This is a genomic window from Streptococcus sp. KHUD_014, assembly GCF_051106275.1.
In the GTDB taxonomy this organism is placed as follows: domain Bacteria; phylum Bacillota; class Bacilli; order Lactobacillales; family Streptococcaceae; genus Streptococcus.
In genome coordinates, this window is record NZ_CP193666.1 from 1,592,003 (window position 1) to 1,618,599 (window position 26,597).

Genomic DNA, 26,597 nt, shown 5'->3' on the forward strand with positions numbered 1-26,597 from the left:
AGCTACTCCCTTGAGTAGTTCTATTATATCAGAATTTCAAAAGTTTTCAAGTTTTGAGGTGAGGTTACTCATCACTCTCATCATAGGTGCGGTCACTGATAATATATCTTGGACGTTGTTTCGTTTCTAGATAGATTTTTCCGATATATTCCCCAATTACACCAAGACTAATGAGTTGAACCCCGCCAAGTAAGCTTACAATGGCGTAGGTACTGGCCCATCCAGCTACTACTGTACCAGCAAATTTGCTCCACAAAACCCAGATGATCAACAAAAAACTAAAAAGTGAAGTCATAACTCCCAAGCTAGTAATCAAGCGAATAGGTTTAATAGATAGGCTAGTAATACCATCCATTGCTAGACCAAGCATTTTAGAAAGTGGATAGTGACTTTCTCCAGCAATTCGTTCATGACGTTTATAAGTCACGTAGGAATACTTAAATCCTACAAGAGGCATAATGCCTCGAAGAAATAAGTTTACTTCTTTAAATTTAGCAAGTTCATGAATAAAACGTTTGGAGACTAAACGATAGTCAGCATGATTAAAAACGACATCTGCTCCAAATAAATGCATCACCTTATAGAATCCCTCTGCTGTAATACGTTTAAAAGCCGAATCTGTCTCTCGGTTGTCTCGAACGCCGTAGACAATCTCTGAACCTGACTTATATTCAGCAATCATCTGATTCATACAATCAATATCATCTTGACCATCTGCATCAATGGTAATCACGATATCCGCAAATTCTGCAGCTTCGTACATCCCAGCAAGAACACTACTTTGATGACCACGGTTTCGACTTTGAGAAATACCTACAACATATGGATTTGATGAAGCATATTCTTGGATAAGTTCCCAAGTTTTATCCTTACTGCCATCATTCACATACATGACCTTACTATTTGGATGAACCTCTTGATTTTTTACCAATTCCTCAATTTTCCCAACAAACATCGGATTTGTGTGAGGTAATACTTGCTCTTCGTTATAACATGGAATCACGATATATAAAATCGGATTATTTCTACTCATTTTTGACTCCTAACCTTTTAATCCCAAAGGGAAAGTTTGTCCCTCTAAATACTCTGACAATCAATTCACATCCTACCAAAGTCAATATTGTCACAACAATTGTTGTAACGTAGCCATTCACAAAAATACCGGTGTATCTAGTAGATAATTGTAAAACTAATTTTTCTACCAATACTAAAACAATCGGGGCATGGACACCATAGTAAATCAAGGTTCTTTGACCGATTGATTTCAAGAGAGTCATTTCAGGAATTGACTTAAAGAATATGAGGGTGGACCATATACCTGAAATTGCAGCAATGTAAAACAAGAGATGGTTTCCAATCTGTTGATAGTAAAGATCAACAATCTGTTTCCCACTCCAATGATAGTTCAATCTGCCTATAAATATAGTTAGCAATAAGGCAAGCGGCAAATAATAAATTGCAAAAAACTTTTCTATCTGCGCTAAATATTTTCTCACTCCGACACCTAAGAGTGTAAAGATAATGGCTACAGGGACCAGGTCAATATTCCAGATAAGATAAAAATTCCAAGCATAGATTTTTTGTCCCAAAACGACTAAAAATAAGAGTGATACACTAATCAAAAGCCATTGAATAATGGTCCATTTTTTTCTGAGAATAAAGTAACTAAAAACATGTGCTAAAAACATGACATTCAGAAACCATAACTGAAAATAAACATGCAAGCGGTCTGACAACAATAACTGTTTAGTAAAATGAATAAGATTAAAACTAAACACTTGTTCAGGATACATGACAAAGAGTTGAAAAAGAAAAACAAAAATATTCAGGCAAAAAAAGGGAACGACCAAACTTTTCACCTTGCTAAGAAAATATTCCTTAAATGTTTTGTATTTAGTGACATTTAAAGTAAAACCTGACAAGAAGAAAAATAAGGGGATATGAAAAACATAGAGGAGTATTTTTGCACGAAGAGGCACAAAACTGCTATGCCCTATAATAACAAGTATAATCGCTAGCCCCTTAGCCATATCTAGGTAACCTATGCGCTTTTTCATCCTATCTCCCTTCTCCTGTTCTTAGTCGATAAAGATTCATATCAGAAGTGACCACCTCAACTTCTTCAAAATAAACATCTTTCTGGTAATGTTCTTTCATTATTTTCTTGACTTGATCCATCTTTCCTGAAGAGGGTGACCAAAAGAATAGGATATTCTCCTTATCAATAGCAGAAGAAAGAAGATTACTAGGCTCCTCAACATTATACTTTTTCATTAATTGATAATAATGTGGCGAAAAAGTTTGCCAGTTACCTAAGGTTGTTGTATTTTCAATCAACTGATCAGGCTTCCTTCTAATCGTAGCCAAACTAGGTTGAGAATTGACAAGTGTTCCATAACCGCCAAAAACAAGCAATTTATCAGAATGTTTTTCAACTACATCATGATACTCTGATACCATGGATGATTGAATGATTGGAAACCAATAAAGTTCTTGTCCTACACTATTTACCCAGACCATACTCGCCAGCATTCCTACAAGTTGTAGACTATAAAAAATTCCTCTTTTCTTCAACAGTTTTCGCTTAGTGTAAAATAAAGGAGCATAGTAGATAAAAAATATTAAAAAGCTAATGATAATTGGGATATAGACACGTTCTACTACTCTCTGCCTAACAAATAGTGCACCGATTAGTACAAATGGAACAAGCGGGAGTAACCAGCCATAGACTTTCTTAGGCTTGAAGAACAAAAACCAGCAAACCATAACAAGAAGAAAGGTTGTCAAAATAATGTTTTGGAAATAATCTTTCACCATCTGAAATACATTAAAGGAGTACTTCTCAGAGAAAGAACGTACTGATTGAATTTTTGTTAACAGCTCATTGTTCAAAGCATCTTTTTCTGCAAACAACCAGTAAGTTGAAGTAGATAAATCATTTTCACTGACTCCCAGTTCCTGGAATTCCTTGGCATGTTTCTCATAATCAATCGCAGGGAAATCTCTCAAATTGGTACTTAGAGTATTCCAAGTTAGGTATTCTCGAACATCTGGTCTCATTAAGGTATAAATTTTATTGGAAGCAAATATAAGTAAAATGACAGCAGATAACAAGAATAATTCTTTTTTCTTTTTTCCTTTGATGACTTCAAAAGCTAGGAAGGGGAGTAAAAGCAATAATAAACTGGCAATAATTTGCGGCCTAATCGATAACCCTATTACAGACAAAAGCATTCCCGTTAGGTATTTTCTATCAAATAATAATAGTATAGCTGCTGTCGATAACAAGTAAGCAATTACTGAAAACGAGAAATACTTCATTAAAACCATTTGAAGCAAAATTACTAAGGGAAGTAAGAAATAATATTTCTTTCTAAAAAAGAACTCCAAATAGATGCTAAAACTCAAGCAAAAACTGAGAGCTAAAAAAATAAAATAAATATTCCAATTTGTAAATAATTGTTGAAGAAATACTAAAGCAGATGATAACAAAATTCCAATATAGGGAAGCAACATATTATCACCAGATAATATGGTTTGATTAACCATGATATCATCAACCACTGGATAATCAACCCCCTTAACTACTCTATAGCCATAAAAAATAAGAAATGGTAGCAACAGCAAACCAATTCGAATCACTCTATCAATGATTTGTTTATGATTCATCAAAAACTCTTTCTAAAATAAATATTACCTAACCATTTTATCATATTTCATTTAAAAAATCTGTTGATTTCTGAATACATATCCTAATAGACATTTGAATTTTCCTTGGAAAACCAGTATAATGAAAGAATACTAAAATGCTAGAAGGGGAGTTAGATGAATCAATCGGTTTCAAACTTAAAATTGGCTGAGCGTGGTGCCATTATCAGCATTTTGACCTATCTATTCTTGTCTGCAGCTAAGCTAGCAACTGGCCACCTCCTCCATTCATCCAGTTTGGTGGCCGATGGTTTTAACAACGTTTCAGATATCGTCGGAAACGTGGCCCTTCTCATCGGGATTCGTTTGGCTCGCCAACCGGCAGATAGAGATCATCGCTTCGGCCACTGGAAAATAGAGGATTTGGCAAGTCTCATCACTTCCATCATCATGTTTTACGTTGGTTTTGATGTTCTACGGGATACCATTCAAAAGATACTCAGTCGAGAGCAAACGGTCATTGACCCACTTGGGGCGACTCTGGGAATCATCTCTGCTATCATCATGTTTGCAGTTTATCTCTACAATACCCATCTGAGCAAGCAAGCTAAGTCCAAAGCTCTCAAGACAGCAGCCAAGGATAATTTGTCAGATGCTGTGACTTCTCTTGGAACTTCTATTGCTATCCTAGCTAGTAGCTTTAACTATCCAATCGTGGATAAGTTGGTTGCGATTATCATTACCTTCTTTATTCTTAAAACTGCTTATGATATCTTTATCGAGTCATCCTTCAGCCTTTCTGATGGTTTTGATGAACACTTGCTCGAAGATTACCAAAAAGCTATCATGGAAATTCCTAAGATTAGCAAGGTCAAATCTCAACGCGGTCGTACTTACGGAAGCAACATTTATCTGGACATTACTCTGGAAATGAACCCAGATCTCTCTGTTTATGAGAGTCATGAAATTGCGGACCAGGTTGAATCAATGTTATCAGATCGATTTGGTGTCTTTGATACAGACATTCATATCGAACCAGCACCAATCCCTGAGGATGAAATCCTAGATAATGTCTATAAAAAATTGCTCATGAGAGAGCAACTAATCGACCAAGGAAATCAACTGGAAGAGTTACTTGCAGAAGATTTCATCTATATCCGCCAGGACGGACAAGAACTGGACAAGGATGCCTATAAGACTGAAAAAGAACTGACCTCTGCTATCAAGGAGCTTCATTTAACCTCTATCAGTCAAAAGACTAAACTCATCCGCTACCAAGTCGGTGATACCATTCATACCAGCATCTGGCGCCGTCACGAAACTTGGCAAAATATTTTCCATCAGGAAACAAAAATAGAAAAAGACTAAAGCAAAACTCCCAACTGAGAAAGTTGGGAGTTTTTTATATTCTTATTTTGCAACGCTCTTAGCAAGAACGAAGTTTCCTAGTGTAGCTGAACCATTGCCAGCAACAGCTGGAGTCACGATATAGTCACGTACATCTGGAACTGGTAGGTAGCCATTGAGTAGGGCTGTGAATTTCTCACGTACATGGTCAAGCATATGTTGTTGAGCCATAACCCCACCACCAAAGACGATGACATCTGGACGGAAAGTTACAGTCGCATTCACTGCGGCTTGAGCAATGTAGTAGGCTTGAACATCCCAGACAGAGTTGTTGAGTTCAATGTTTTCCCCACGAACACCTGTACGAGCTTCCAAACTTGGACCAGCTGCATAACCTTCCAAACATCCATTATGGAAAGGACAAACACCTTTAAATTCTTTTTCAATATCCATTGGGTGTCTAGCCACATAATAATGACCCATCTCAGGGTGACCAACACCGCCAATAAACTCACCACGTTGGATAACACCTGCACCGATACCTGTACCGATTGTGTAGTAAACCAAGTTTTCGATACGGCCACCAGCATTGTTACGGGCAACCACTTCACCGTATGCAGAACTATTTACGTCTGTTGTGAAATACATCGGAACGTTTAGAGCGCGACGGAGAGCACCAAGCAAGTCTACATTTGCCCAGTTAGGTTTTGGAGTTGTTGTGATAAACCCGTAAGTTTTTGAGTTTTTATCGATATCTATTGGACCAAATGAACCAATGGCAAGTCCTGCAAGATTATCAAATTTTGAGAAGAACTCGATGGTTTTATCGATAGTTTCGATAGGTGTTGTTGTTGGAAATTGTACTTTTTCTACAATGTTATAGTTTTCATCTCCGACAGCACAGACAAATTTTGTACCGCCTGCTTCCAAACTTCCGTATAGTTTTGTCATGATTAACCTCTTGTATTTATTTTCTTTATTATAGCATATTTCCAGACTGAAAATTGCTCAATATTTTAGATTTTCCTCTGTAAATTTTACCATTCAATCAAAAACGAACAAACATGACATTTGTTCGTTTTTATGAATCTATTAAGCTTTAACTTCAATGACTGCGTCACCCTTAGCAACAGATCCAGAAGCAACTGGATTTACTGAAGCAAAGTCTGCAGTGTTTGTCACGATAACCATAGTTGTGTTGTCAAGACCTGCAGCAGCAATCTTAGCTGAATCAAATGTTCCAAGAACATCTCCAGCTTTAACCTTGTCACCTTGGGAAACTTTTTTGTCAAATCCTTCACCGTTCATTGAAACAGTGTCGATACCAACGTGAATCAAGATTTCAGCTCCGTTTGCTGTTTTCAAACCATAAGCATGCCCTGTTGGGAAGACGATTGTCACTTCAGCATCAGCTGGTGCATAAACAACATCTTGGCTAGGTTTCACGGCGATACCTTGTCCCATAGCTCCGCTTGAGAATACTGGGTCATTAACATCTGAAAGAGCAACTACGTCACCAACGATTGGTGTTTGAATTGTTTCGTCTGTTAGCGCAGATGCAGTTTCTACTACTTCTTCGCTAACTTCAGGCTTTTTTACAGATGATTCTCCATCAGTTTCATCTTCATAACCAAACATGTATGTAAGAGCGAAACCAAGAGCGAATGATACAGCTACCATAAGAAGGTATTGTGGGAGTTGTCCGTTACCAATGTAAAGCATTGTACCTGGGATGATTGTGATACCATTACCAGTACCAGCAAGACCAAGGATAGATGCCAATCCACCACCGATTGCACCAGCGATCAATGAAAGGAAGAATGGTTTACGGAAACGCAAGTTAACCCCGAAGATAGCAGGCTCAGTAATACCTAGGAAGGCAGAAAGAGCAGCTGGGAAAGCAAGTGTTTTAAGTTTAGGATTTTTAGTTTTCACACCAACGGCTACTGTCGCAGCACCTTGAGCAGTCATGGCAGCTGTGATGATAGCGTTGAATGGGTTAGCATGGTCAGCAGCAAGCAATTGAACTTCAAGCAAGTTGAAGATGTGGTGAACACCTGATACGACGATAACTTGGTGAACTCCACCAATCAAGAAACCACCTAGACCGAATGGCAAGTTAAGGATAGCTTTTGTTCCAAGAAGGATATAGTTTTCAACAACGTGGAAGACTGGTCCGATCACAAACAAACCAAGAATTGACATTACGAGGAGTGTTACGAATGGTGTTACCAAGAGGTCAAGAACATCTGGAACAACTTTACGAACAGCTTTTTCAAACTTAGCTCCGACAACCCCGATGATGAAGGCTGGAAGAACTGAACCTTGCAAACCAACAACTGGGATAAATCCGAAGAAGTTCATAGCAGTTACTTCACCGCCAGAAGCAACAGCCCAGGCATTTGGAAGTGAACCTGAAACGAGCATCATACCAAGAACGATACCAACAGCTGGGTTACCACCAAATACACGGAAGGTTGACCAAACAACCAAACCTGGCAAGATAATGAATGCTGTGTCAGTCAAGATTTGAGTGTAAGTTGTAACATCTTCTGGAAGTGTCATTCCAAGAGCATTCAAGAGTCCACGAACACCCATGAAGAGACCAGTTGCTACGATAACTGGAATGATTGGTACGAAAACATCACCGAAAGTACGGATGGCACGTTGGAACCAATTTCCTTGTTTAGCAGCTTCTGCCTTCATCTCATCCTTAGATGTCGTTGGCAAACCAAGAGCTACGACTTCATCGTACATCTTGTTAACTGTACCTGTACCAAAGATGATTTGGTATTGACCTGAGTTAAAGAAAGCACCTTGAACTTTTTCCAAGTTCTCGATAGCATCTTTGTTAATTTTCGCTTCATCTTTAACCATAACACGAAGGCGAGTAGCACAGTGAGCTACACTGTTAACATTCTCACGTCCGCCCAAGGCTTCGATGACTTTTTTTGCAATTTCTGTATTGGTCATTTGCAAAAATCTCCTTATAAAAAAATTTGTTTTTGTTTGAAAGCGATTTTACTCGCCCCACGAATATTATTCTATCACGTTTAAAAAATATGTCAAGCGTTTTGCAGAAAAAATTTTGCTATTTTTTATTTTTTGATTGTTTTTGCTGTTTTTTCATCAACACAGCCATAACACCCTCTAAAATCAAGGTTTTTACTTTAAAGTTTTTCAAAAACTTTCATATTTTCATCATTTTCCATAAAATTACGTTCCTGGATTCTGTCAATCGTTTGACATTTTTTTCTTTAATTTAGTGTAAAAGACTTGCTTTTTTATAAGGAAACGTTTACTATTAAGATAGTAGAATTTATGGAGGAAATAGAAATGGAATGGACTACTGAACGTCGTTACAGACGTTATGAAGATTGGACACAAGAAGAAAGAAAAGAAATCCAAGAAAATATGGCTCAGTCTCCATGGCATACAAGCTATCACATCGAACCCAAGCAAGGTCTTTTAAATGATCCAAATGGTTTTTCATATTTCGATGGCAAGTGGGTTGTCTTTTACCAAAACTTCCCTTTCGGAGCAGCTCATGGGTTAAAGTCTTGGGTACAACTTGAAAGTGATGATTTAGTTCATTTTTCAGAAACTGGAGTTAAGGTTCTACCTGATACTCCACTTGATAGCCACGGTGCTTACTCTGGTTCTGCTATGCAGTTTGGTGATCAATTGTTCCTCTTTTATACTGGAAATGTCCGTGATGACAATTGGGTACGCCACCCTTATCAGATCGGTGCCTTGATGAATAAGGATGGAAATATTAAAAAGATTGATAAAATCTTGATTGATCAGCCTGCTGATGCTACTGACCATTTCCGCGATCCACAGATTTTTAACTTTAAAGGGCAATACTACGCTATCGTTGGTGGTCAAGATTTGGACAAAAAAGGATTTGTCCGTCTCTATAAGGCTATCGAAAATGATTATACAAACTGGCAAGAAGTCGGAGACCTTGACTTCAACAATGACCGTACTGCCTATATGATGGAGTGCCCAAATCTAGTCTTTGTCGGAGAACAACCTGTCCTTCTTTACTGTCCACAAGGTTTGGATAAAAAGGTTCTTGAATACGACAATATCTATCCAAACATGTATAAAATCGGCACTTCCTTTGATCCAGAAAATGCTCGTATGGTAGATGTGTCTGAACTACACAACCTCGATTATGGTTTTGAAGCCTATGCAACTCAAGCCTTCAATGCCCCTGATGGACGTGCCCTTGCTGTTAGTTGGCTTGGTTTACCAGATGTGTCTTATCCATCTGATCGTTTTGATCACCAAGGAACTTTCTCATTGGTAAAAGAACTGACCATTAAAGACGGCAAACTCTATCAGTACCCTGTAGCAGCTATCCAGGACCTCCAAGCTTCAAAAGAGGAATTTTCAAATCGTTCTGAAACCAAAAACACCTACGAACTTGAGCTTAACTTAGAAGCCGATAGTCAAAGTGAAATCATCCTTCTTGCTGATAAAGACGGCAAGGGGCTATCTATCAATTTTGACCTTGTCAATGGCCAAGTAACCGTTGATCGTAGTCAAGCAGGTGAGCAATATGCTCAAGAATTTGGAACTACTCGCTCTTGCTCAGTTACTAATCAAACAACTACTGTCAATATCTTCATCGACAAGTCAGTCTTTGAAATCTTTATCAATAAAGGAGAAAAGGTATTTTCTGGTCGTGTCTTCCCTCACGAAGATCAAAATGGAATCCTCATTAAATCTGGAAACCCAACTGGAACGTACTACGAATTAGAATATGGTCGCAAAACTAACTGATGTCGCAAAATTAGCTGGCGTCAGCCCTACTACTGTTTCACGTGTCATCAACAAAAAGGGTTATCTGTCTGAAAAAACCATTCAAAAGGTTAAGGATGCCATGCGTGAATTGGGATACAAGCCCAATAATCTGGCTCGTAGCCTCCAAGGAAAGTCTGCCAAATTAATCGGTTTGATTTTCCCAAAAATCAGCCATGTTTTCTATGCAGAGTTAATTGATAAATTAGAGCACGAACTCTTCAAAAAAGGCTACAAGACCATCATCTGTAATAGTGAACACGATTCGGAAAAAGAACGCGAATACATCGAAATGTTAGAAGCCAACCAGGTGGACGGTATCATTTCGGGAAGTCACAACCTTGGGATTGAGGATTACAATCGCGTAACCGCTCCGATCATTTCATTTGACCGCAACCTATCACCAGACATACCTGTCGTTTCTTCTGACAACTATGCTGGTGGTGTCCTAGCTGCTCAGACCTTGGCTAAAACTGGAGCCAAATCTATTATCATGATTACAGGAAATGACAATTCCAATTCACCAACTGGACTTCGTCATGCTGGTTTTGCTTCAATCTTGCCAAAGGCTCCTATTATCAATGTTTCCAGTGACTTTTCACCCCTTCGTAAGGAAATGGAAATTAAAAATATCTTGACCAAACAAAAACCAGATGCTATTTTCGCTTCTGATGATTTGACTGCTATTTTGGTTATTAAGATTGCCCAGGAGCTTGGTCTCTCTGTTCCTGAACAACTCAAGGTAATCGGATATGACGGGACTTATTTCATTGAGAATTTCTACCCTCACCTCACTACCATTAAACAACCCTTGGAAGAGATTGCTCGCCTAACAGTTGATTTGCTCTTACAAAAAATTGAAGGCAAAGAGGTCGCGACAACTGGTTACTTCTTACCCGTCACCCTATTACCTGGAAAGAGTATTTAATACTCTTCGAAAATCACTTCAAACCACGTCAGCGTCCATCTGCAACCTCAAAACAGTGTTTTGAGTAAGCTGCGACTAGCTTCCTAGTTTGTTCTTTGATTTTCATTGAGTATAAGCACAAGAAAACTCAGACGAATTCGTCTGAGTTTTTTATGATCTTAAGTTTTCTAGATAACGCTGGGCTGTCTCTAAGTTAAAGGTTTTCTCTGCGATGAGGCGCTCAACTAGGGGAGCAACTTCAGACTCACTAGCACCAGCTAGGAGGGCTAGGGATTTGGCAGAAGGATTTTAGTCTCGTTTTTCCAATCAAAAAATTTTGAACATTTAGTTCTGAAACACTCTAAGACAACAGATACAAGACAAATTTTCTTATACTCTTCTACAAGTTTTTTACCCAACTGATGTTATTGTTACCAAATGTCTCCATGATGACTTCATTCGATTCACTTGTCTTCTCCTTTGTTATGTAAGATATCTTCATTTACACAGAATATGCTTTTTTCCTATAATAAGACACTCCTATCTCTAATTTATCAGTTTTCAATAGGGATATTTTTCTTATATCTCATTTTATGTAGTCAATCTCCCACGTATGCGCGAAAAACGTTTTAAAAGCTGGGTCTGTGTGAAGTTCGCCAGGATCACACCCGCGTGTGCGGGAAAAACATCTTTCTTGAATTGCTCACGGCTAATGCCCCAGGATCACCCCCGCGTGTGCGGGAGAAACGGTTAAAAAGAGGAAAATGACTAAATTTATCAAGGATCACCCCCGCGTGTGCGGGAAAAACGCTGACAAAATCGGTTTGTCAAACACAGAGCTGGGATCACACCCGCGTGTGCGGGAAAAACTATATCAAGTGCTATGGCGTGCTTGTCAACTGGGGATCACCCCCGCGTGTGCGGGAAAAACCTAGACCGCAGGCTCGGGCTTGCGGTTTTTTGGGGATCACACCCGCGTGTGCGGGAAAAACGCTGACAAAATCGGTTTGTCAAACACAGAGCTGGAATCACCCCCGCGTGTGCGGGAAAAACTCGGCATGGTTGTAACAAAACATTTGACCTGTAGGATCACACCCGCGTGTGCGGGAAAAACCTTTTTTTGTGCCTAAAACCGTAAAAAATCCCAGGATCACACCCGCGTGTGCGGGAAAAACGAATTTTACGACGAACTTGACGACAGTGATCCAGGATCACACCCGCGTGTGCGGGAAAAACTCATAAGACAAGACTACGCTCTCTGTGGCCACGGGATCACACCCGCGTGTGCGGGAAAAACTTTTTTGTTTCTAAATCTTCATAAATAAACATAGGATCACCCCCGCGTGTGCGGGAAAAACTTTGGGTATTTTGTTTTATTATATTTCATTGTAGGATCACCCCCGCGTGTGCGGGAAAAACGTTTCTGTATGTGCCAAAACATCGTCAACCATAGGATCACCCCCGCGTGTGCGGGAAAAACATAGGCTTACCAGCTTCTGAAAATAGGGCGAGTGGGATCACCCCCGCGTGTGCGGGAAAAACTGGTACTCCCTCAACTGACGGATTTTCTATTTAGGATCACCCCCGCGTGTGCGGGAAAAACTCGAACGGTTGTCCTACAAGAGGTCCGTATTTAGGATCACCCCCGCGTGTGCGGGAAAAACATATTATGTTAGAAGTTGCCAAAGGTGACTATAGGATCACACCCGCGTGTGCGGGAAAAACGCATACTTAATTCCTAGAAAATCACAGGTAGTGGGATCACCCCCGCGTGTGCGGGAAAAACGTTTTTCAGGACAAGGTAAGTCGTTTATAGGCGGGATCACCCCCGCGTGTGCGGGAAAAACAAATGCTATGAATTTTGTGAAGCGGTTGGAGCGGGATCACCCCCGCGTGTGCGGGAAAAACTTCATCGTATGGTATATCTCCATTTGTTAAGTAGGATCACCCCCGCGTGTGCGGGAAAAACCTCAATGGAGCCTCTTATAGAAGATAACGATCTAGGATCACCCCCGCGTGTGCGGGAAAAACTAGTCGCATGGATTTGCAACTCCTCGAAAGCCAGGATCACCCCCGCGTGTGCGGGAAAAACGCTGACCACGGTGACAGCGCAATTGTCACTCTAGGATCACCCCCGCGTGTGCGGGAAAAACTCAATGTTACATATAGAGCCGCAATAAGAGCTGGGATCACCCCCGCGTGTGCGGGAAAAACACTAAAAGATCCTATTGAAACCGCTAATCTCGATTGATTCTATCCAAAAATTTATTCACTTTTGTTGATAACTGATAGATTAACTTAGCGTCCTGTAAAGCTCTATGAGGAACTACCTCCTCAATTCCATATTCCTTAAGAGCTGTCTGTAATTGATAGTTAGCCAGAAATAGTTTTTCACTCTTGACAAATTTCTTTAAATCATGAGTTTTATTTGATAATAAAGGCAAACCCAACTTGCTAAGCTCATTGTTAATAAACTTAACATCAAAATTGATACCATAGCCAACTAAAGCTGATTCACCTATAAAAAGCAAAAAATCGGAAAGTACTTCTTTTAAATTTCGACCATTTAGTTCTAATAGAGCCTGAGAAATTCCCGTTAATTTAGAAATCTTCGTAGGCAAGATTCCGTCATATTTGATAAGAGCATTAAACTCTTCTGTAGTGGATGGAGTAACCTTAAGTGCCCCAATTTCTATAATGGTATGTTCATTCTCATCTAAACCATCCGTCTCAATATCAATCACAATATAGGAACTTTGTGGTTTTGAAGAAACTTCTGAATGACTGCCAAAACGCTTGATGCGTCTATACTTAGCAGCATCACTATATCCAAAACTGGATATTTCCCCATTGCTGTCTGTTTGGCTAGGTAATAGAATTAATGGGATTCCATCATAGTCTAGGACACCCCGCTGAGCATTTACGGTATCAAATTGATAGCCAATTTCATTTCTAAAGTCGTAACTAATTGTAGCCTCACCTTTTCCAACGTTCGCCTTAATACGATCCCATAACTTTTCACGAACCCTAGTATTGATATTTCCAACGTAAACCCCTGTGGCAATTTCTTGCATCCACTTGGTTAAATCTCCTTTTAAAGACGGCGGAACATTTCTTAAAGTTAAAACAGTCAGTGGCATATTATTAATTCTCCGTATAACTAACTCCATGTTTAACAAGTTTATCCTTATCATCCCACAAAGAAAGCGTATCAATCACTAACTCCTCTTCATCATCTATTTCAAATAAATATTGAATGTCAGTAACTATCCGAGCCATTAACTTGCCATCTACGAAGGAATCTCTTGTTTTCAATCGAGCAACCTTACCAATATCATCATCCTCAGTATAGTTAGCTGCAATTTCAAAAGCTAAGGGAATAGTCAATTCAGCTTTATATAAGTCTGCAATATCATAAATAAAGGATAAATCATGGCCGGTATGTACAAAACCAAGACCTGGAGAAACACCTAGCGCTACCACTATACTGTACACCAAACCGTAAAGTGCTACATTAGCTGCGGATAGTGCCTGATTCACTACCGTCCCTCCTTCAAAATCATCAGGTCGGTAGTCCCTTTTATCCCAAGGAACCTTGAATTTTTCAGATTGCATCCTATATGCTTTTCTCACCCTAGCTCCTTCACGACCCCGTAGTTGCTGTATTGTTAATGTGGTGACATCTTCACCAGGAAATCGCATTTGATACATTTTACGGGCAACAGCTAAACGCGACCGAGAATTTGAAACCAGCTTAGCCTGTTTCTCTAAGAATTTTGTCGAATGTGCTAAGGATCTTCCATGAGCATACTGACGAACGCCTCGCTCACCAACCCAAACCATACTGGTTCCAGCATCTCCTATCAACTCTACAGCACGATGGCTAATATCAGTACCCGGTCCTAACAATAATACACCAATCATAGCAACAGGTATTCTAGCTGTTCCGTTGCTATCAAGCACTGTAATAGCGCTATCCACACGATTTATCTTTGCGTGTTCTACGTAAATAAAGCTGACACGATCGCTTATTTTAGGAAGTTCTCGCAGAGATGTTTTCTTCGTTCCACTTTTTTTTACCATGGTTCGTTTCCCAATGGAATAACGGTCATTAAACCAAAACCGTATGCTTTTTTCTTTCCCATTCCTTCTGTCAAAAGCTTCTTAAAAAGATCTGCATCACTAACTGTTAAGATTCCTTCATAAACAACCTTTACCAATCTTATAGGTTTAACAGATTTTTTAAACACCTCATAACCACGTTCAACGATTGAAAAATCTTCTTTTATCAGTGAAAATCCATTTTTGTCAGAGCGGTCTATTAGATAATTCATCTGATATTCTCTCGTAACATGAGGTTTTACAATACCTCTTTTAAGATTATCTTGTGATACTAAGGAAATAACTGGATTAAGAACCACTCGAAATTTCATTCGGCTACCAGTATAGATATTATCTAAAAATTGTTGATAATCCTTAGTTTGAGCACTACCAGAAATCCCATATTTTTCTAATCGTTGTAAATCAGGTTTATTCTCACTAACAATAATCAGGTAATCTTTATCTTGGATACGATCTATACGCCATAATTTCCTTGTTCGAATAGATTGTTCCATTTCTTCTGGAAAACTCTCTTCTACCCAAGCATGATAAGCTCCTATATGTGTTAAGCACCTAATTTTTCTGCGATTGGTGCGATCAATTTCTACTCTTGAGATATACATACCATCAATCTCCTATATTCTTAAAAACATCATGTGACGTATTTCTATCTCGAAACGAATTCCGAACTTGAACCAGTTCTCTAGTTTCATACCTATAACCAAACCTTCTCCCCTTTTGTGAAAAAGACTTGACAACATCTTGTCTCAGTTGATAAATACCTCTATCGGTTAAATGTCTATCAGAATAGATTTCTAAAGTTACGACATCCATAAGCTTTCTCTTCATAAACCATGGTGAAGCTTGCCACTCAAGAGTTCTCAAACTTTCAACTGCTCCAATCTCAGTCTCACCTAAGATAAAATCTGCAGTTAACGGCAGAGCCCTTCTTCCCATAAATGGTTGGAAATAGGGATTTCTCAAAGCTTGTAAAATCATTTCCAAAAACTGCTCATTATTATGAGAAAGAGCCACTACAAAAACAGCATCTTCTAAATAATAACGATTTGTGACATAATTTCGTTCAAACTTTCCTTTTTCTGTAAACTTTTGTGCGATATGAAAATCTCTGAGTAAATTTCCTTGTTGATCCACTCGAACTGCAAAATCTAGCTCGTTTAAACGAGTAATTTTTTCATCATCGTCTCGACGATATCCAAGACTTGAAGCAATCAACCCAATAACAGAACTCTTAGAAGGATAAAAATCCGTATGTCTTGTTTCGAAATGTGAACTTGTCCCCCAAGATTGGAAAGGGCCAGCAAATTTCAACAAAATAGTCTTCATGCCATTCACCTATTTTTTGAGGTATTGTCCTAATGTTTCCGAAAAATCTTTTAATAATTCTGAAACTGAATATTTTTCCTCACCTATTTGTTTTAAACTCTCATTCTCATCCAAAGTCACATAGAAAGTCAAAAGTGGTTTATTCACGAATTTTTCAACTCTTGTATACTCTTTAGACAGTTTTTCAATAGATTTTGCCACATAACCATTTGTTGATTTAACAGGTTCTTCAAAAGCACTGACAAGATTAACAGGACGATCATCACGCAAAGAAACGATTAGAGCCTGTGGTAAAGTTTGATTGGCAAAGGTATTCACTTTCCCTGTCGGGAGTGAATTTGCAAATGCTTCGATGAATAAATTCAAACTATTCTTTAAGGATTTCTCATCCTCTAGTTGTTTTGATAATTCATGAATCGCAACATTGGCATAACGATAGAGCGTAGAAGAGTTAAATTCGATGGTTCCCAGCATACCTGCACCTGCATTATCCTCTGGAGCTAAATCATCAATAGCAGTAAAGAAATCAAATTCAGTTTGTACAGCATGTGTTGAAATAGCATGGGCAACTTGAGAGGAAGCATCCTCGTTTAGAACTGGATCTTCAGCTACCATTCGACCGAACATAGCAACATCAATGGCTGGATTTGAGCTAGCTAGTTCTTGAAGTTCTTTTTTATCAGTCAGATTTTCATAGGCCGCTTGTGCTAATTTCTCAGCTTGTCTATCCCCCATAAAGTAAAGTGCCTTGACTTTACCTTTTTTCTTAATTCCAGTAGCTATCAAGACTGTATCTGCTTTGGTTAGTGCATCTTCAAAACTGATAGAATTATCTAGTTCTACAATTTTACCTGCAACATATCTTACAATGTCTTTTGTTCGGACACCGACATTAGACTGTTCTCCATAAGTGTTAAAATAGTCTCTTATAGCTCTCTTCCAAGCTTGAGAACTCACGCGCGATCTTTTTACACCTCCGTACTGAGCAGTCTTTGGGCTACCTGTATCATCTCTATTCATATTTGAAGGTGGCAAGGTTTGTATAGCATGAATATCTAAAAATAAGCGTTGGTTAGTTGTCATTGTGTTTTTCTCCTTTGATTTGTTTATAATATGATCTTGCCCAATTTAGGCGAAGATCTTCTTGTACATTTTTTAAAAACCAATACAAGTCCTCAGCTAACTTAGCATAATCAACCTTTGTAGCAGGAGACTTTGTTTTGAGTAACATCATCATGTGGCGTAAATGGTAGGTAAACTCTTCAAAAGTTGATGATGTAATCATAACATTGAACCTTCTGTCAATGGCTGTCGTGTCATCTCCTTTTCGAAGTTGACTAAGAGCAGAACCGATATTTTGATAAGTATCGGGCTCATCTAACATCACGCCCGTTGAAGTTCCTTGTTGATGTAAGGCGTAAAATTGGATAGCTGTATAAATTGCTAACTCCTCATAGCTAGGCTGCTGGTATGGATTGACAAACTCCTCTGGTAAATGCTCAAATAAAATCGGCCAGATATCTGTTGCATCGCTCAAGGGTTTACCCAACGTTTTTCTAATTTTTGCCAGAGCAGCTTTACTCGATGGTGACTCCAACTCATAACTCAATTGTCTAATAATTCTTTTTGTGACAGAACCAACTGTCTGTTTGGATTGTTCCAACACACACACCTCCTATTTTAATTGTTGATGAAGCAAATAATCAAATGAATTATAAGCAGTTGCAATATTTTTTATTCGACCATCTTTTTCAATACCGAGGTAGTCCCTCGTTCCTCCTTGACCTAAGATGCTCTTTGCTTCAGCTTTAACCATTTTTTTCAGCAAATCTCTCCATTCTTTGATTTTAGGATCCTTTTCATCATCTGGTAGAATACTGGATAACCATTCTCGAAAAGGGTGATCGATTTTGAAATAGAGCATTTCAACCATCTGATTAGTATAATTGTTGTTTGAGATATTCCTGATTTCTTTTAGATCTTCTATATAGCGTTTATATATTTTAGAAATGACAGTTTTTGTTTCTTCCACTACCTCATTAATACGTGGTACCCAACCACTCTCATTAAAATCCGCCAAAACTAAATCATTGATAAGTATAGAGTCAATAACTTCATCAGTCGGAAGCCATGAAGTAGCATTTCCATCGTCCTGCATACTAATGGAAATAATATTAAATAATCTATTTCCTATTATGTCACCTATATCTCCTAGCCAATCAATAATTCCCGGTTTTCTAAAGCACCCTGTTCTATTTTCTACTGCTAGCAAACCAAAAGACCGCCACAACGATTTATTCAAGAGATGTTTCCTAGGAGTATAGCTATCTTTATTTTCTCCTGTAGTATTATATTTCCATGTTGTCATTGGCTCTAAAAAATTGTCCTGATGATTGATATCGGGTAATTTTACAATCTCAAAAGAGAAAGGCTTATTTAAATCATATTCTGGATTAATATAAATCCCTCTGCTCCAAATCGTATACAGATTAGCTAAATCTGTACATTCACTACCAGACAAATAGCGATTAATATTATCAGAACTAGCAAATTCCCAACAGGGACATTGAATACTTTCTAAATTACCATAGTCATAGAATGGCAAGATACAATTTAGTAACAGCGTTTCAAATAAAGAAGTTCCCTGTATAAAAACTGCACCGATATCAAACAACCAGCCTTTTGACACTTTATATTTTTCTTTTCCAAAAATAACTTTATCGGATAATCCTGAGTACCCTTGAAAAGTTAAAAGCCATCGTGTAAGTTCGGAAGCAGTCAATTGTTCTTTATTTTTACTATTCTTGGGGGAAAATAAGGCTAACTTATTATCACTCTCTGAAATCGTTCTATTGATATTTTTCCCAGAGATACTGCTTGCTTTTGCTTTACTAATTTTATCTGCTGCAATATCCTCTTTTCTAACTTGAAAAAATGGATATTCCTCATCAAATAAGTAAAAGCGATCCCGCCATTTTTCTAGGTAATGATTAACAATGTCTGGGAACTTACCACTTTCCCAAAGATCTATCCATGTATCATATAAATCATCCTGATAGTCAGCAATATCAGATTCTTCCACAGGCTCAATTTGTTTAAACCGCTCATCTACTGCCAGATACTCATAGACATTACCATCTGCATCAAAGCGTGAAAAGACAGTATGTAACACAGCCAGCAAAACTCGCAACACAGCAAAATCTTGCGTTTTTGTATCTCCTGCTAAATCTTTGTACTGATGAGCATTTATAAACAATTCCTGCAAGGAAACTTCTTTTGTTGTTCCTTTTTCATCATAAACCACAGAAATCCAGGGTTCATCTAGCAAATTAAATCGACTCATTCTTATTCAACCTCTCCGTTGTAATTCCATATTTTTTATCATATAAGAGTTTAAACCCATTGAGAATAAATTCATTGTTTTCATCAAAAATAATCCCGAGAGCTCCTTTTAACCACGATGAATTTCGCCATTGACTTAAATAGCTGTTGTTATACCTTTCAAGCTCTTCAATAGTTTGATCGATATTATAGCCCTTGGATAAACTCATCGGAAGTCGTAAAATATTTTGTGCTACTTTTTTAGCGACCGAAGGATTATCAATATTCTGAGATATATCTTGATTTTCAATAAATAAGCTATAGCCATCAGACATTTTCTTTAAAGCAATCACTTCAATTGTATCTTCAACATCACGAACCTGAGCATTAGATTTTTCTTCACTATCGTTTGGATGCAGGTTCTTCAACCAACCAATCAGACTATTGTTTCTATGTCTCGATATTTTTAAGACAGGATCATCGATACGGTATGTTCTTGCCTTTGTTTCCTTATTTTTAATCGTGACATCATGCTCCGTCTTAGCATCTAAATATTTTTGCTGAAATTCCTGACTTGAAAACTCAATTGTAAAATCTGGACAATAAACTTTCTGGACTAATGGTGAAATATCATCTGGTAATCTCATGATATCTGGTAAAAAGTGCTGAGTTCTGGCTAACAGATAATCACCATAAACAAAACTACTTCCTTCTTCAAAATCCAACTCTTGGGAAGTTCCTAAAACGTAAAACCTAGCTATTTCATGCTTTTGAGGCCGTTCTATTTGGTGTCGATGAAGTCGTCCAATACGTTGTATTAGCAAGTCCATAGGTGCCAGATCACTTATCATCACATCGAAATCAATATCCAAGGATTGCTCAATCACCTGAGTTCCAATGATAACTTTCTTATGTGGACGTTCTACATTTTTTCCGATTTGTTGTAATAATTCTTTCTCTTTTTGGATTCTTTCGGTCGCAATAAAACTGGAATGAAGTAATTCCACCATATCATCTCCAAAAATTTCCGAAAAGTTTCTTGCCAACTCTTGGGATCTTCTCACTGTATTGACAATGATTCCAACTACTCCACCGCCCTCAAGGCCATCTTTAACCGTTCTCAATAACTGCTCTTCTTGTAAACGAATGATGTGAATGTCTTTTATGTTTTGCTTATTGAATGTTGTAACTTGATGAATCTCTGAGCCATCATTATAAGTGATTAAAGGATAAGCGTCTGTCTTTAATTGGTCCGTATTTTCAATATCTCGCCATTTGATCCCCATCCCAGACATATAGCTTTTAAGGATATTTTCTCTTTGTTGAGAAGGTAATGTCGCTGACAAAATGACTACTGGAACACCATAGGCTCCCATCCATTTTATCGCCCCCATCAAATATTGACTCATATAAGCATCATATGCGTGAACTTCATCAATTATAACAACCTTTTTACTAAAACCTAGATGACGTAAAGCTAAATGTTTTTGTTTCAATGCTAACATTAAGAACTGATCAACAGTGCCCACTACAAAATCATCTAAAGCCGAAGTCTTTCTCCCAGAAAACCATTCATTAATGATAACACTACCATTTTCTACATCGTCAAAATTAAATGTATTAGCTTTAAGTTTTAAAAAATCTTCGTTTAGAGCTGCTTTCCCGTGTACCAACTGAATAGATAGTATGTCTTCAGAATCATCTTTTAAACTTTCAACCCATTTTTCAATACGATTAAAAATCCCATTCGATGTCGCCTGAGTTGGTAAACCAAAAAAAAGACCGCTTCTTCCCGTCTTAGTAGCTAACTGCTCTGCCGTAATCAATGAAGCTTCTGTCTTCCCTAACCCCATTGGTGCTTCTAGAACTACAATCCCAGGTTTAGATATTTGAGTAATAACATAAGATAAGATTGATTGAACATTATTAGGTTCAAATCCAAATCTTTCCTTATAGAGACTATCTGGTTTTGAGATATATTTAGGTTGCCACAAACTAGTTTTTTTCCACCTTTCAAACCCATCTTGAAGGCGACTTAACTTATCTACCTCCTCTTTTTCATTGACACTCAATAAAGGAAAGTAGTGCTCATTACTAGCAATCCAGTCAGCCATAATCAGCAATCCTGATAAGATAACTTGAGCTGGCTGTTTAATTTTAGGAAGCTCTCTCACAGAGTCAAACCCCAACTCATCTAAAGCACAGTTGAAGATTTCTTTTTGAACCAAATCCCAGTTCTTATGGATAGCACTCTCCTTACTTTCATTTTGAAAATAGTTTGAAAGATAGCTCCCTTGATTTTTTACATCCTCAATCGTATCAATAGGTCGTCCATGGTGTCCACCAATAATAGCCGAAATATCCTCTTGAACACCATAACTAGATAGCAAATATTGACCTGCAAGGCTGTGATGACTCTTTTTCGGTGATGATAGTTGAAGTGAACTAATTTTAGTAAATCCTGACAGCTCCAATTTTTCTAATAGTTGAATATCCAAATCATCTGAATTTGCAAATCCTCTTTGAGTTTGAAAGGCTGGAGTTGCTTTCCCGATATCATGAACAGCAGCTAAAAATTGTGCAAGTCGTTTCCCTAAACCGCTATCATATGTTACTGAATCCAGAGAATCCTCAATCAGTTTTTTTTGCCCCTCACTTAACCAATGCTCCCAGAGAAGTCCAGTTATATTTTTTGTATCTTCTAGATGCAGAGACAAGGGTAACCAAAAAAATCTACCATTTTCTTCCTTTTTCTTAGCCCAAAGCATATCGGACTTTTTCTTAGACATGATTCATCCCTCTTCATCCCATTTTATATATTTCCATTTTATACCTAAAAGTTTTAAAATACAACAACAAACATGGAAGGGGTTACAAAAGCATGCTGTTTGCAAAAAAAGTGTAAACATAAGAATGGGAAAATCCTTTTTAGAGGAGTTTTAAAACATTACTAGAATGATCTGTATTACTATAAAACCATTCACCATAGAATTGCTTCACTTCCATACCCTAAAGTAAGAAATGGATGATATTTCCCTTAAATTAACTGTAAAGGATTGTATTGTTGAAAAACAACTATATTAGTTATGAAGCATAATAACAAGGGAAGTAATAATCATAATGGGTACATTCTCTATAATTCAAATATCAAAAAAAGAGAGAATAATGTAATCCTCTCTTGTTCATCGTTATATGTGAGACTTTTCAATTGATAATGAATTTGTTTTTCTTATGTTTCATCTTTTGAGACTAATACCACGGTTTCAACTAGTTAAGACCGCCAGTCTTTTAAAAATTGCTGGGCTTTTTCTAAATTAAAGGTCTTTTCAGCAATCAAGCTTTCAACCAATTTAGGAACTTCTGCCTCTGTAGCACCAGCTAGGAGGGCTAGTGACTTCGCTTGAAGTTTCATGTGCCCATGCTGAATACCTGTACTGACTAGAGCTTTAAGAGCTGCAAAGTTTTGTGCAAGACCAATTGACACGATGATTTGAGCCAATTCCTTAGCTAATGGATGACCTAGCAACTCATGGCTGAGAACTACACGAGGATTGAGACCAATTGATCCACCCTTGGTAGCAACTGGCATCGGCATAGTCAGCTCTCCTATTAGCTCTTCTGTTTCCAAATCCATCGTCCAACGACTGAGACCTCGATAGGAACCATCATGACTGGCATAGGCATGCGCTCCCGCTTCAATGGCACGCCAATCATTTCCTGTCGCAATCAAGAGAGCATCGATTCCATTAAATATTCCCTTGTTGTGAGTAGCTGCTCGATAAGGATCTGCTTGAGCAAACTGGCTGGCTAAAACCATTTTTTCAGCTAGTTCACGCGCCTCATCCTTCTGGCGACTCAAATAACGAAAGGCGATCCGACAAGTTGCGGTTACTAGAGAATCTGTTGCATAGTTGGATAGAATGCCCATTAAACTTTGCCCTTGACTTAGAGCCTCTAAGCTAGGTTTTAAAGCTTCAAGCATGGTATTGAGCATATTAGCTCCCATGGCTTCCTGAGTATCCACATGGAGATAAACCACTAAAAAGTCAGCCTCACCAGAAATTTTCTCAACTGTTAGCTCTCTGGCTCCACCACCACGTTTGACAATAGATGGATAGGCTTGGTTTGCTTGTTCAAGCAACTCTGCTTTTTGACTCAGAATGACCTGACGAGCTTTATCCCTATCTGGAACCTGATAGAGGGCTACCTGACCAATCATTTGGCGTTGATGAACCTGAGCAGTAAAACCACCCGCACGTTTGATAATCTTACTTGCAAAAGCAGCTGCAGCAACAACAGATGGCTCTTCGGTAACATAAGGAACGGTGTACTCTTGACCGTTTACCAGTACTTCTGGAACTACTGAGTATGGGAGAGAAAAGGTCCCCACCACATTTTCACTCAGTTGGTCCGCAACTGCTAGACTGAGATTCTCATTTTGCTCAAGACTTTCTTGGGCTTCCCTAGAAGTAAGCGCCTGAGACTTAACTAGTTCTAGGCGCTCTTGAATTGATTTTTTAGCAAATCCATTCCAATTTTTTTTCATTATTTTTCAACCTTGCTGTAGCGACGTTGGTGTTCTACAATCTCAACAAGAGCATAGTCTTGTCCTTCATAACCTGACATTGTTGCAGAACCTGACTCATCCAGTTTTGCTTCTTCAAAAAAGATTCGCTCATAGTCTGCCACACTTAAAGTTTGGCGTTGATCCAATAACTCTAAGCGGTTAGTCAACAATTGTTTCTCATAACCTTGCACCAACTCTACACTGAAAAACTCTGACACTGCGCCACTTCCGTAGCTATAGAGGGCAATTTTATCTCCTGCCTTAAGGCTAGCTGAATTCTCAAGTAGGGACAAAAGTCCTAAAAAGAGAGAACCTGTATAGATATTTCCTACCTTTTGGCTGTAGATAATCGACTCATCAAAGTGCTTCTGAAGACGATCCTTCTTCTCTTGTGGCAAGGACTTATCCAAGATTTTTTTTAAGCCCTTGAGAGCTAGCTTTGGATATGGCAAATGGAAACAAATAGCTTCAAAATCATTCAAGTCGCAATCATAACGCTTTTGGTACTCTTCCCAAGTCGTTTTTAAGCTATCCAAATACTGCTGTGTTGAGTAGACTCCATTTACAAATGGTGTCGTTGAATAATTTGGACGCCAAAAGTCCATGATATCACGAGTCTGCGCAACGTTATCGTTGTTGAAGACCATAACACGTGGATTTTGGCTAATCAACATAGCAACACAGCCTGCACCTTGAGTTGGTTCTCCAGGAGTTTCAACACCATACCTTGCAATATCACTGGCTAGTACCAAAACTTTTGATTTTGGAGAATTTTCTACGTGTAACTTAGCATAGTGAAGGGCCGCAGTTGCACCATAGCAAGCTTCTTTGATTTCAAAACTACGAGCAAAAGGTTGAATTCCAAGTAGACCGTGTACAAAAACCGCAGCCGCCTTACTTTGATCGACTCCAGATTCTGTTGCTACGATAACCATATCAATCTCTTGCTTCTCTTCTTCTGTTAAGATAGAATTCCCTGCACTGGCAGCCAAAGTAACAATATCCTCTGTTAAAGGAGCAATACTTAATTCTTTTAAAAGGAGTCCTTTACTCAATTTTTCAGGATCAGTCCCTCGAGCTTCTGCTAAATCTTGTAATTTCAAAACGTATTGACTGGTCGCAAAACCAATCTTATCAATACCGATTGTCATATTTACCTCTATTTTTATCATTCATTGTAAAAATTCGTTCACCTCTATTTTATCACAATTGAAGTCAAAAGCGCTAAAAAAGACTTGATTCCCCAAATCAAGTTCATTTTAAAAACCTTATCTCATTTTTCAAACAGAACTTTAGGGCTACAAAAAATCGAGTCTTAGCTAGCCCGATTCTTTTTGAGATGATAGTACAATTTGAGGACAACCGTTCCACTCGCCATTCCTATAGAGATAACAAGAGCCAACATGACCACTAGCATTGCACTGGTAATGGCGTGGCTGAAGTCGCCTGTCACAAAGAAAGAAGTTGTCCGATAGGACAGATAACCTGGCACTAGAGGCGCCAAGGTAGCAAGAGCAAAGACAACTGCTGGTGTTTTATAGATAATACTCATAATCTGGCTAAGACAAGAACCAATCACAGCCGCAATAAAGGTCGCCATAATAACATTCGTCGGCTCCTTGAGGAGCAAATAAAGTAGCCAGATGAACATTCCCAAAACGCCACCAGGAATGAGCATGGAACGTTGGACATTTAAAACGATTAAAAACGTGATGATAGCAAGCAGACTCGCAAGAGCTTGCAATAAAAATGTTGTTAGTGTCATATTAGTTCATTAGTACGAGGGCGACTGATGTTCCAGCCCCTAAAGCTAGGGTAATCAGCAAGGATTCAAACATCTTGCTCATACCAGAGTTGATGTGGTTGGTCATAATATCTCTTACAGCATTAGTCAAGGCAATCCCTGGCACAAAGGGCATGACCGCGCCAGCAATAACCAAATCAGCTGTCGATGGTAAACCTGAATAACGCGCCCAAAATTGTGCAATCAAGCCAAAGACGAAGGCCCCTGCAAAAGCTGTCATAAAGGGAATACGGATAAATTTTTCTACATAGAGCGAACAGGTGAAGGCAAACAAGGTCGCCACTCCTGCCCCAATCGCATCGTAAGGATTTCCCCCAAACATGATGGAGAAAAATGGAGCACTCAGAGTCGCTGCCACCGTTAACTGGACCTTGGTATAGGGAGAAGGTTTTACATTTAATGCATTCAGCTCAATGAATGCCGCCTCCAAATCAAGCTGACCAGCCACGATCTGCCGTGAAATCTGATTGACATCACAAACCTTTTCAATATTATAGGAAGAGGAAGTAACTCGCTTCATACGAGAGATATTGGTATTTTCAATGGAGAAGAAAATGGCTGCAGGCATGGCTAGGACATTGCAATCCATAATGCCTTGCGAGTGCGCAATACGAATCATAGTATCCTCAACACGATGGATTTCAGAGCCATTTCGAAGCAGAATCGTTCCTGCAAGCATAATGACATCAATAACTGCATTCAGTTTTTTTGATTCGTCCATATTTCCCTCCTTGATAAGCTTCTTT

The 26,597-nt window shown here is 38.6% G+C and carries 20 protein-coding genes and 1 CRISPR repeat array; of the genes, 3 read left to right on the forward strand and 17 right to left on the reverse strand.

Annotated features, from left to right (window positions below; all coding sequences use genetic code 11):
* Window positions 1-64 precede the first annotated feature (64 nt).
* Genes ACORHT_RS07675 through ACORHT_RS07685 form a run of 3 tightly spaced genes read right to left on the reverse strand, consistent with a single transcriptional unit; the run spans window position 65 to window position 3,669 of the window.
* Complete coding sequence (locus tag ACORHT_RS07675) at window positions 65-1,033, reverse strand: glycosyltransferase family 2 protein (protein ID WP_434349925.1); 969 nt, start codon at window positions 1,031-1,033, stop codon at window positions 65-67.
* The gene (locus ACORHT_RS07680) at window positions 1,026-2,057 is read right to left on the reverse strand and encodes an acyltransferase family protein (RefSeq protein ID WP_434349926.1); all 1,032 of its coding nucleotides are present in this window, start codon (window positions 2,055-2,057) and stop codon (window positions 1,026-1,028) included. The genes ACORHT_RS07675 and ACORHT_RS07680 overlap by 8 nt, the downstream gene beginning before the upstream one ends.
* Window position 2,058: 1 nt before the next feature.
* On the reverse strand, window positions 2,059-3,669 hold the full coding sequence (locus ACORHT_RS07685; protein ID WP_434349927.1) for a hypothetical protein: 1,611 nt from the start codon (window positions 3,667-3,669) through the stop codon (window positions 2,059-2,061).
* 156 nt (window positions 3,670-3,825) lie between these two features.
* On the opposite strand from ACORHT_RS07685, the gene ACORHT_RS07690 reads away from it, so the two are divergent.
* Complete coding sequence (locus ACORHT_RS07690; RefSeq protein WP_434349928.1) at window positions 3,826-5,016, forward strand: cation diffusion facilitator family transporter; 1,191 nt, start codon at window positions 3,826-3,828, stop codon at window positions 5,014-5,016.
* A 42-nt stretch (window positions 5,017-5,058) separates the two neighbouring features.
* On the opposite strand, the gene scrK is transcribed toward ACORHT_RS07690, so the two are convergent.
* Together scrK and ACORHT_RS07700 are read right to left on the reverse strand one after the other, a co-directional pair.
* A complete protein-coding gene (gene scrK / locus ACORHT_RS07695) occupies window positions 5,059-5,946 on the reverse strand; it encodes a fructokinase ScrK (RefSeq protein WP_434349929.1) in 888 nt (295 codons plus the stop codon).
* A gap of 141 nt (window positions 5,947-6,087) precedes the next feature.
* Entirely contained in the window at window positions 6,088-7,968 is a 1,881-nt protein-coding gene (locus ACORHT_RS07700) for a sucrose-specific PTS transporter subunit IIBC (protein ID WP_434349930.1), read from the reverse strand.
* Between the two features lie 363 nt (window positions 7,969-8,331).
* On the opposite strand from ACORHT_RS07700, the gene ACORHT_RS07705 reads away from it, so the two are divergent.
* Window positions 8,332-9,786, forward strand: coding sequence for a sucrose-6-phosphate hydrolase (locus ACORHT_RS07705; protein ID WP_434349931.1), 1,455 nt, complete (start codon window positions 8,332-8,334; stop codon window positions 9,784-9,786).
* On the forward strand, window positions 9,767-10,732 hold the full coding sequence (locus ACORHT_RS07710) for a LacI family DNA-binding transcriptional regulator (protein ID WP_434349932.1): 966 nt from the start codon (window positions 9,767-9,769) through the stop codon (window positions 10,730-10,732). Before ACORHT_RS07705 ends, ACORHT_RS07710 begins: the two co-directional genes overlap by 20 nt.
* A gap of 638 nt (window positions 10,733-11,370) precedes the next feature.
* Window positions 11,371-12,925: direct repeats of the CRISPR family, unit length 28 nt; unit sequence GGATCACCCCCGCGTGTGCGGGAAAAAC.
* A 23-nt stretch (window positions 12,926-12,948) separates the two neighbouring features.
* Here ACORHT_RS07710 and cas2e read toward each other — a convergent pair.
* From cas2e to ACORHT_RS07770, 12 genes are all read right to left on the reverse strand, one after another.
* Entirely contained in the window at window positions 12,949-13,851 is a 903-nt protein-coding gene (cas2e, locus tag ACORHT_RS07715; RefSeq protein WP_434349933.1) for a type I-E CRISPR-associated endoribonuclease Cas2e, read from the reverse strand.
* Between the two features lie 4 nt (window positions 13,852-13,855).
* Window positions 13,856-14,794: a type I-E CRISPR-associated endonuclease Cas1e gene (gene cas1e, locus ACORHT_RS07720; RefSeq protein ID WP_434349934.1), complete on the reverse strand. Its 939-nt coding sequence runs from the start codon at window positions 14,792-14,794 to the stop codon at window positions 13,856-13,858.
* Window positions 14,788-15,435 carry a type I-E CRISPR-associated protein Cas6/Cse3/CasE gene (gene cas6e, locus ACORHT_RS07725; RefSeq protein WP_434349935.1) on the reverse strand — a complete coding sequence of 216 codons (648 nt, stop codon included), beginning with the start codon at window positions 15,433-15,435 and terminating at the stop codon, window positions 14,788-14,790. Before cas6e ends, cas1e begins: the two co-directional genes overlap by 7 nt.
* A 4-nt stretch (window positions 15,436-15,439) precedes the next feature.
* The gene (cas5e, locus tag ACORHT_RS07730) at window positions 15,440-16,159 is read right to left on the reverse strand and encodes a type I-E CRISPR-associated protein Cas5/CasD (RefSeq protein WP_070461138.1); all 720 of its coding nucleotides are present in this window, start codon (window positions 16,157-16,159) and stop codon (window positions 15,440-15,442) included.
* Between the two features lie 9 nt (window positions 16,160-16,168).
* Window positions 16,169-17,242, reverse strand: coding sequence for a type I-E CRISPR-associated protein Cas7/Cse4/CasC (gene cas7e / locus ACORHT_RS07735; protein ID WP_434349936.1), 1,074 nt, complete (start codon window positions 17,240-17,242; stop codon window positions 16,169-16,171).
* Window positions 17,232-17,825 carry a type I-E CRISPR-associated protein Cse2/CasB gene (gene casB / locus ACORHT_RS07740; protein ID WP_434349937.1) on the reverse strand — a complete coding sequence of 198 codons (594 nt, stop codon included), beginning with the start codon at window positions 17,823-17,825 and terminating at the stop codon, window positions 17,232-17,234. Before casB ends, cas7e begins: the two co-directional genes overlap by 11 nt.
* A gap of 9 nt (window positions 17,826-17,834) precedes the next feature.
* Window positions 17,835-19,502, reverse strand: coding sequence for a type I-E CRISPR-associated protein Cse1/CasA (locus ACORHT_RS07745; RefSeq protein WP_434349938.1), 1,668 nt, complete (start codon window positions 19,500-19,502; stop codon window positions 17,835-17,837).
* Window positions 19,489-22,269: a CRISPR-associated helicase Cas3' gene (gene cas3, locus ACORHT_RS07750; protein WP_434349939.1), complete on the reverse strand. Its 2,781-nt coding sequence runs from the start codon at window positions 22,267-22,269 to the stop codon at window positions 19,489-19,491. The genes ACORHT_RS07745 and cas3 overlap by 14 nt, the downstream gene beginning before the upstream one ends.
* A gap of 482 nt (window positions 22,270-22,751) precedes the next feature.
* Entirely contained in the window at window positions 22,752-24,026 is a 1,275-nt protein-coding gene (locus ACORHT_RS07755) for a hydroxymethylglutaryl-CoA reductase, degradative (protein ID WP_434349940.1), read from the reverse strand.
* Window positions 24,026-25,198, reverse strand: a complete 1,173-nt coding sequence (locus tag ACORHT_RS07760) for a hydroxymethylglutaryl-CoA synthase (protein WP_434349941.1) — start codon at window positions 25,196-25,198, stop codon at window positions 24,026-24,028. Before ACORHT_RS07760 ends, ACORHT_RS07755 begins: the two co-directional genes overlap by 1 nt.
* Before the next feature lie 164 nt (window positions 25,199-25,362).
* Complete coding sequence (locus tag ACORHT_RS07765) at window positions 25,363-25,812, reverse strand: threonine/serine exporter family protein (RefSeq protein WP_414321265.1); 450 nt, start codon at window positions 25,810-25,812, stop codon at window positions 25,363-25,365.
* Window position 25,813: 1 nt separating this feature from the next.
* A complete protein-coding gene (locus tag ACORHT_RS07770) occupies window positions 25,814-26,572 on the reverse strand; it encodes a threonine/serine exporter family protein (RefSeq protein ID WP_434349942.1) in 759 nt (252 codons plus the stop codon).
* Between the last annotated feature and the right edge of the window lie 25 nt (window positions 26,573-26,597).

Coding starts and splice junctions, on each gene's coding strand:
- cas2e (WP_434349933.1), bottom strand. CDS start 13,851: ATGCCACTGACTGTTTTAACTTTAAGAAATGTTCCGCCGTCTTTAAAA.
- ACORHT_RS07710 (WP_434349932.1), top strand. CDS start 9,767: ATGGTCGCAAAACTAACTGATGTCGCAAAATTAGCTGGCGTCAGCCCT.
- ACORHT_RS07770 (WP_434349942.1), bottom strand. CDS start 26,572: ATGGACGAATCAAAAAAACTGAATGCAGTTATTGATGTCATTATGCTT.
- cas3 (WP_434349939.1), bottom strand. CDS start 22,269: ATGTCTAAGAAAAAGTCCGATATGCTTTGGGCTAAGAAAAAGGAAGAA.
- cas6e (WP_434349935.1), bottom strand. CDS start 15,435: ATGTATATCTCAAGAGTAGAAATTGATCGCACCAATCGCAGAAAAATT.
- ACORHT_RS07675 (WP_434349925.1), bottom strand. CDS start 1,033: ATGAGTAGAAATAATCCGATTTTATATATCGTGATTCCATGTTATAAC.
- ACORHT_RS07680 (WP_434349926.1), bottom strand. CDS start 2,057: ATGAAAAAGCGCATAGGTTACCTAGATATGGCTAAGGGGCTAGCGATT.
- ACORHT_RS07765 (WP_414321265.1), bottom strand. CDS start 25,812: ATGACACTAACAACATTTTTATTGCAAGCTCTTGCGAGTCTGCTTGCT.
- scrK (WP_434349929.1), bottom strand. CDS start 5,946: ATGACAAAACTATACGGAAGTTTGGAAGCAGGCGGTACAAAATTTGTC.
- ACORHT_RS07690 (WP_434349928.1), top strand. CDS start 3,826: ATGAATCAATCGGTTTCAAACTTAAAATTGGCTGAGCGTGGTGCCATT.
- ACORHT_RS07745 (WP_434349938.1), bottom strand. CDS start 19,502: ATGAGTCGATTTAATTTGCTAGATGAACCCTGGATTTCTGTGGTTTAT.
- cas5e (WP_070461138.1), bottom strand. CDS start 16,159: ATGAAGACTATTTTGTTGAAATTTGCTGGCCCTTTCCAATCTTGGGGG.
- ACORHT_RS07705 (WP_434349931.1), top strand. CDS start 8,332: ATGGAATGGACTACTGAACGTCGTTACAGACGTTATGAAGATTGGACA.
- ACORHT_RS07700 (WP_434349930.1), bottom strand. CDS start 7,968: ATGACCAATACAGAAATTGCAAAAAAAGTCATCGAAGCCTTGGGCGGA.
- ACORHT_RS07755 (WP_434349940.1), bottom strand. CDS start 24,026: ATGAAAAAAAATTGGAATGGATTTGCTAAAAAATCAATTCAAGAGCGC.
- ACORHT_RS07760 (WP_434349941.1), bottom strand. CDS start 25,198: ATGACAATCGGTATTGATAAGATTGGTTTTGCGACCAGTCAATACGTT.
- ACORHT_RS07685 (WP_434349927.1), bottom strand. CDS start 3,669: ATGAATCATAAACAAATCATTGATAGAGTGATTCGAATTGGTTTGCTG.
- cas7e (WP_434349936.1), bottom strand. CDS start 17,242: ATGACAACTAACCAACGCTTATTTTTAGATATTCATGCTATACAAACC.
- cas1e (WP_434349934.1), bottom strand. CDS start 14,794: ATGGTAAAAAAAAGTGGAACGAAGAAAACATCTCTGCGAGAACTTCCT.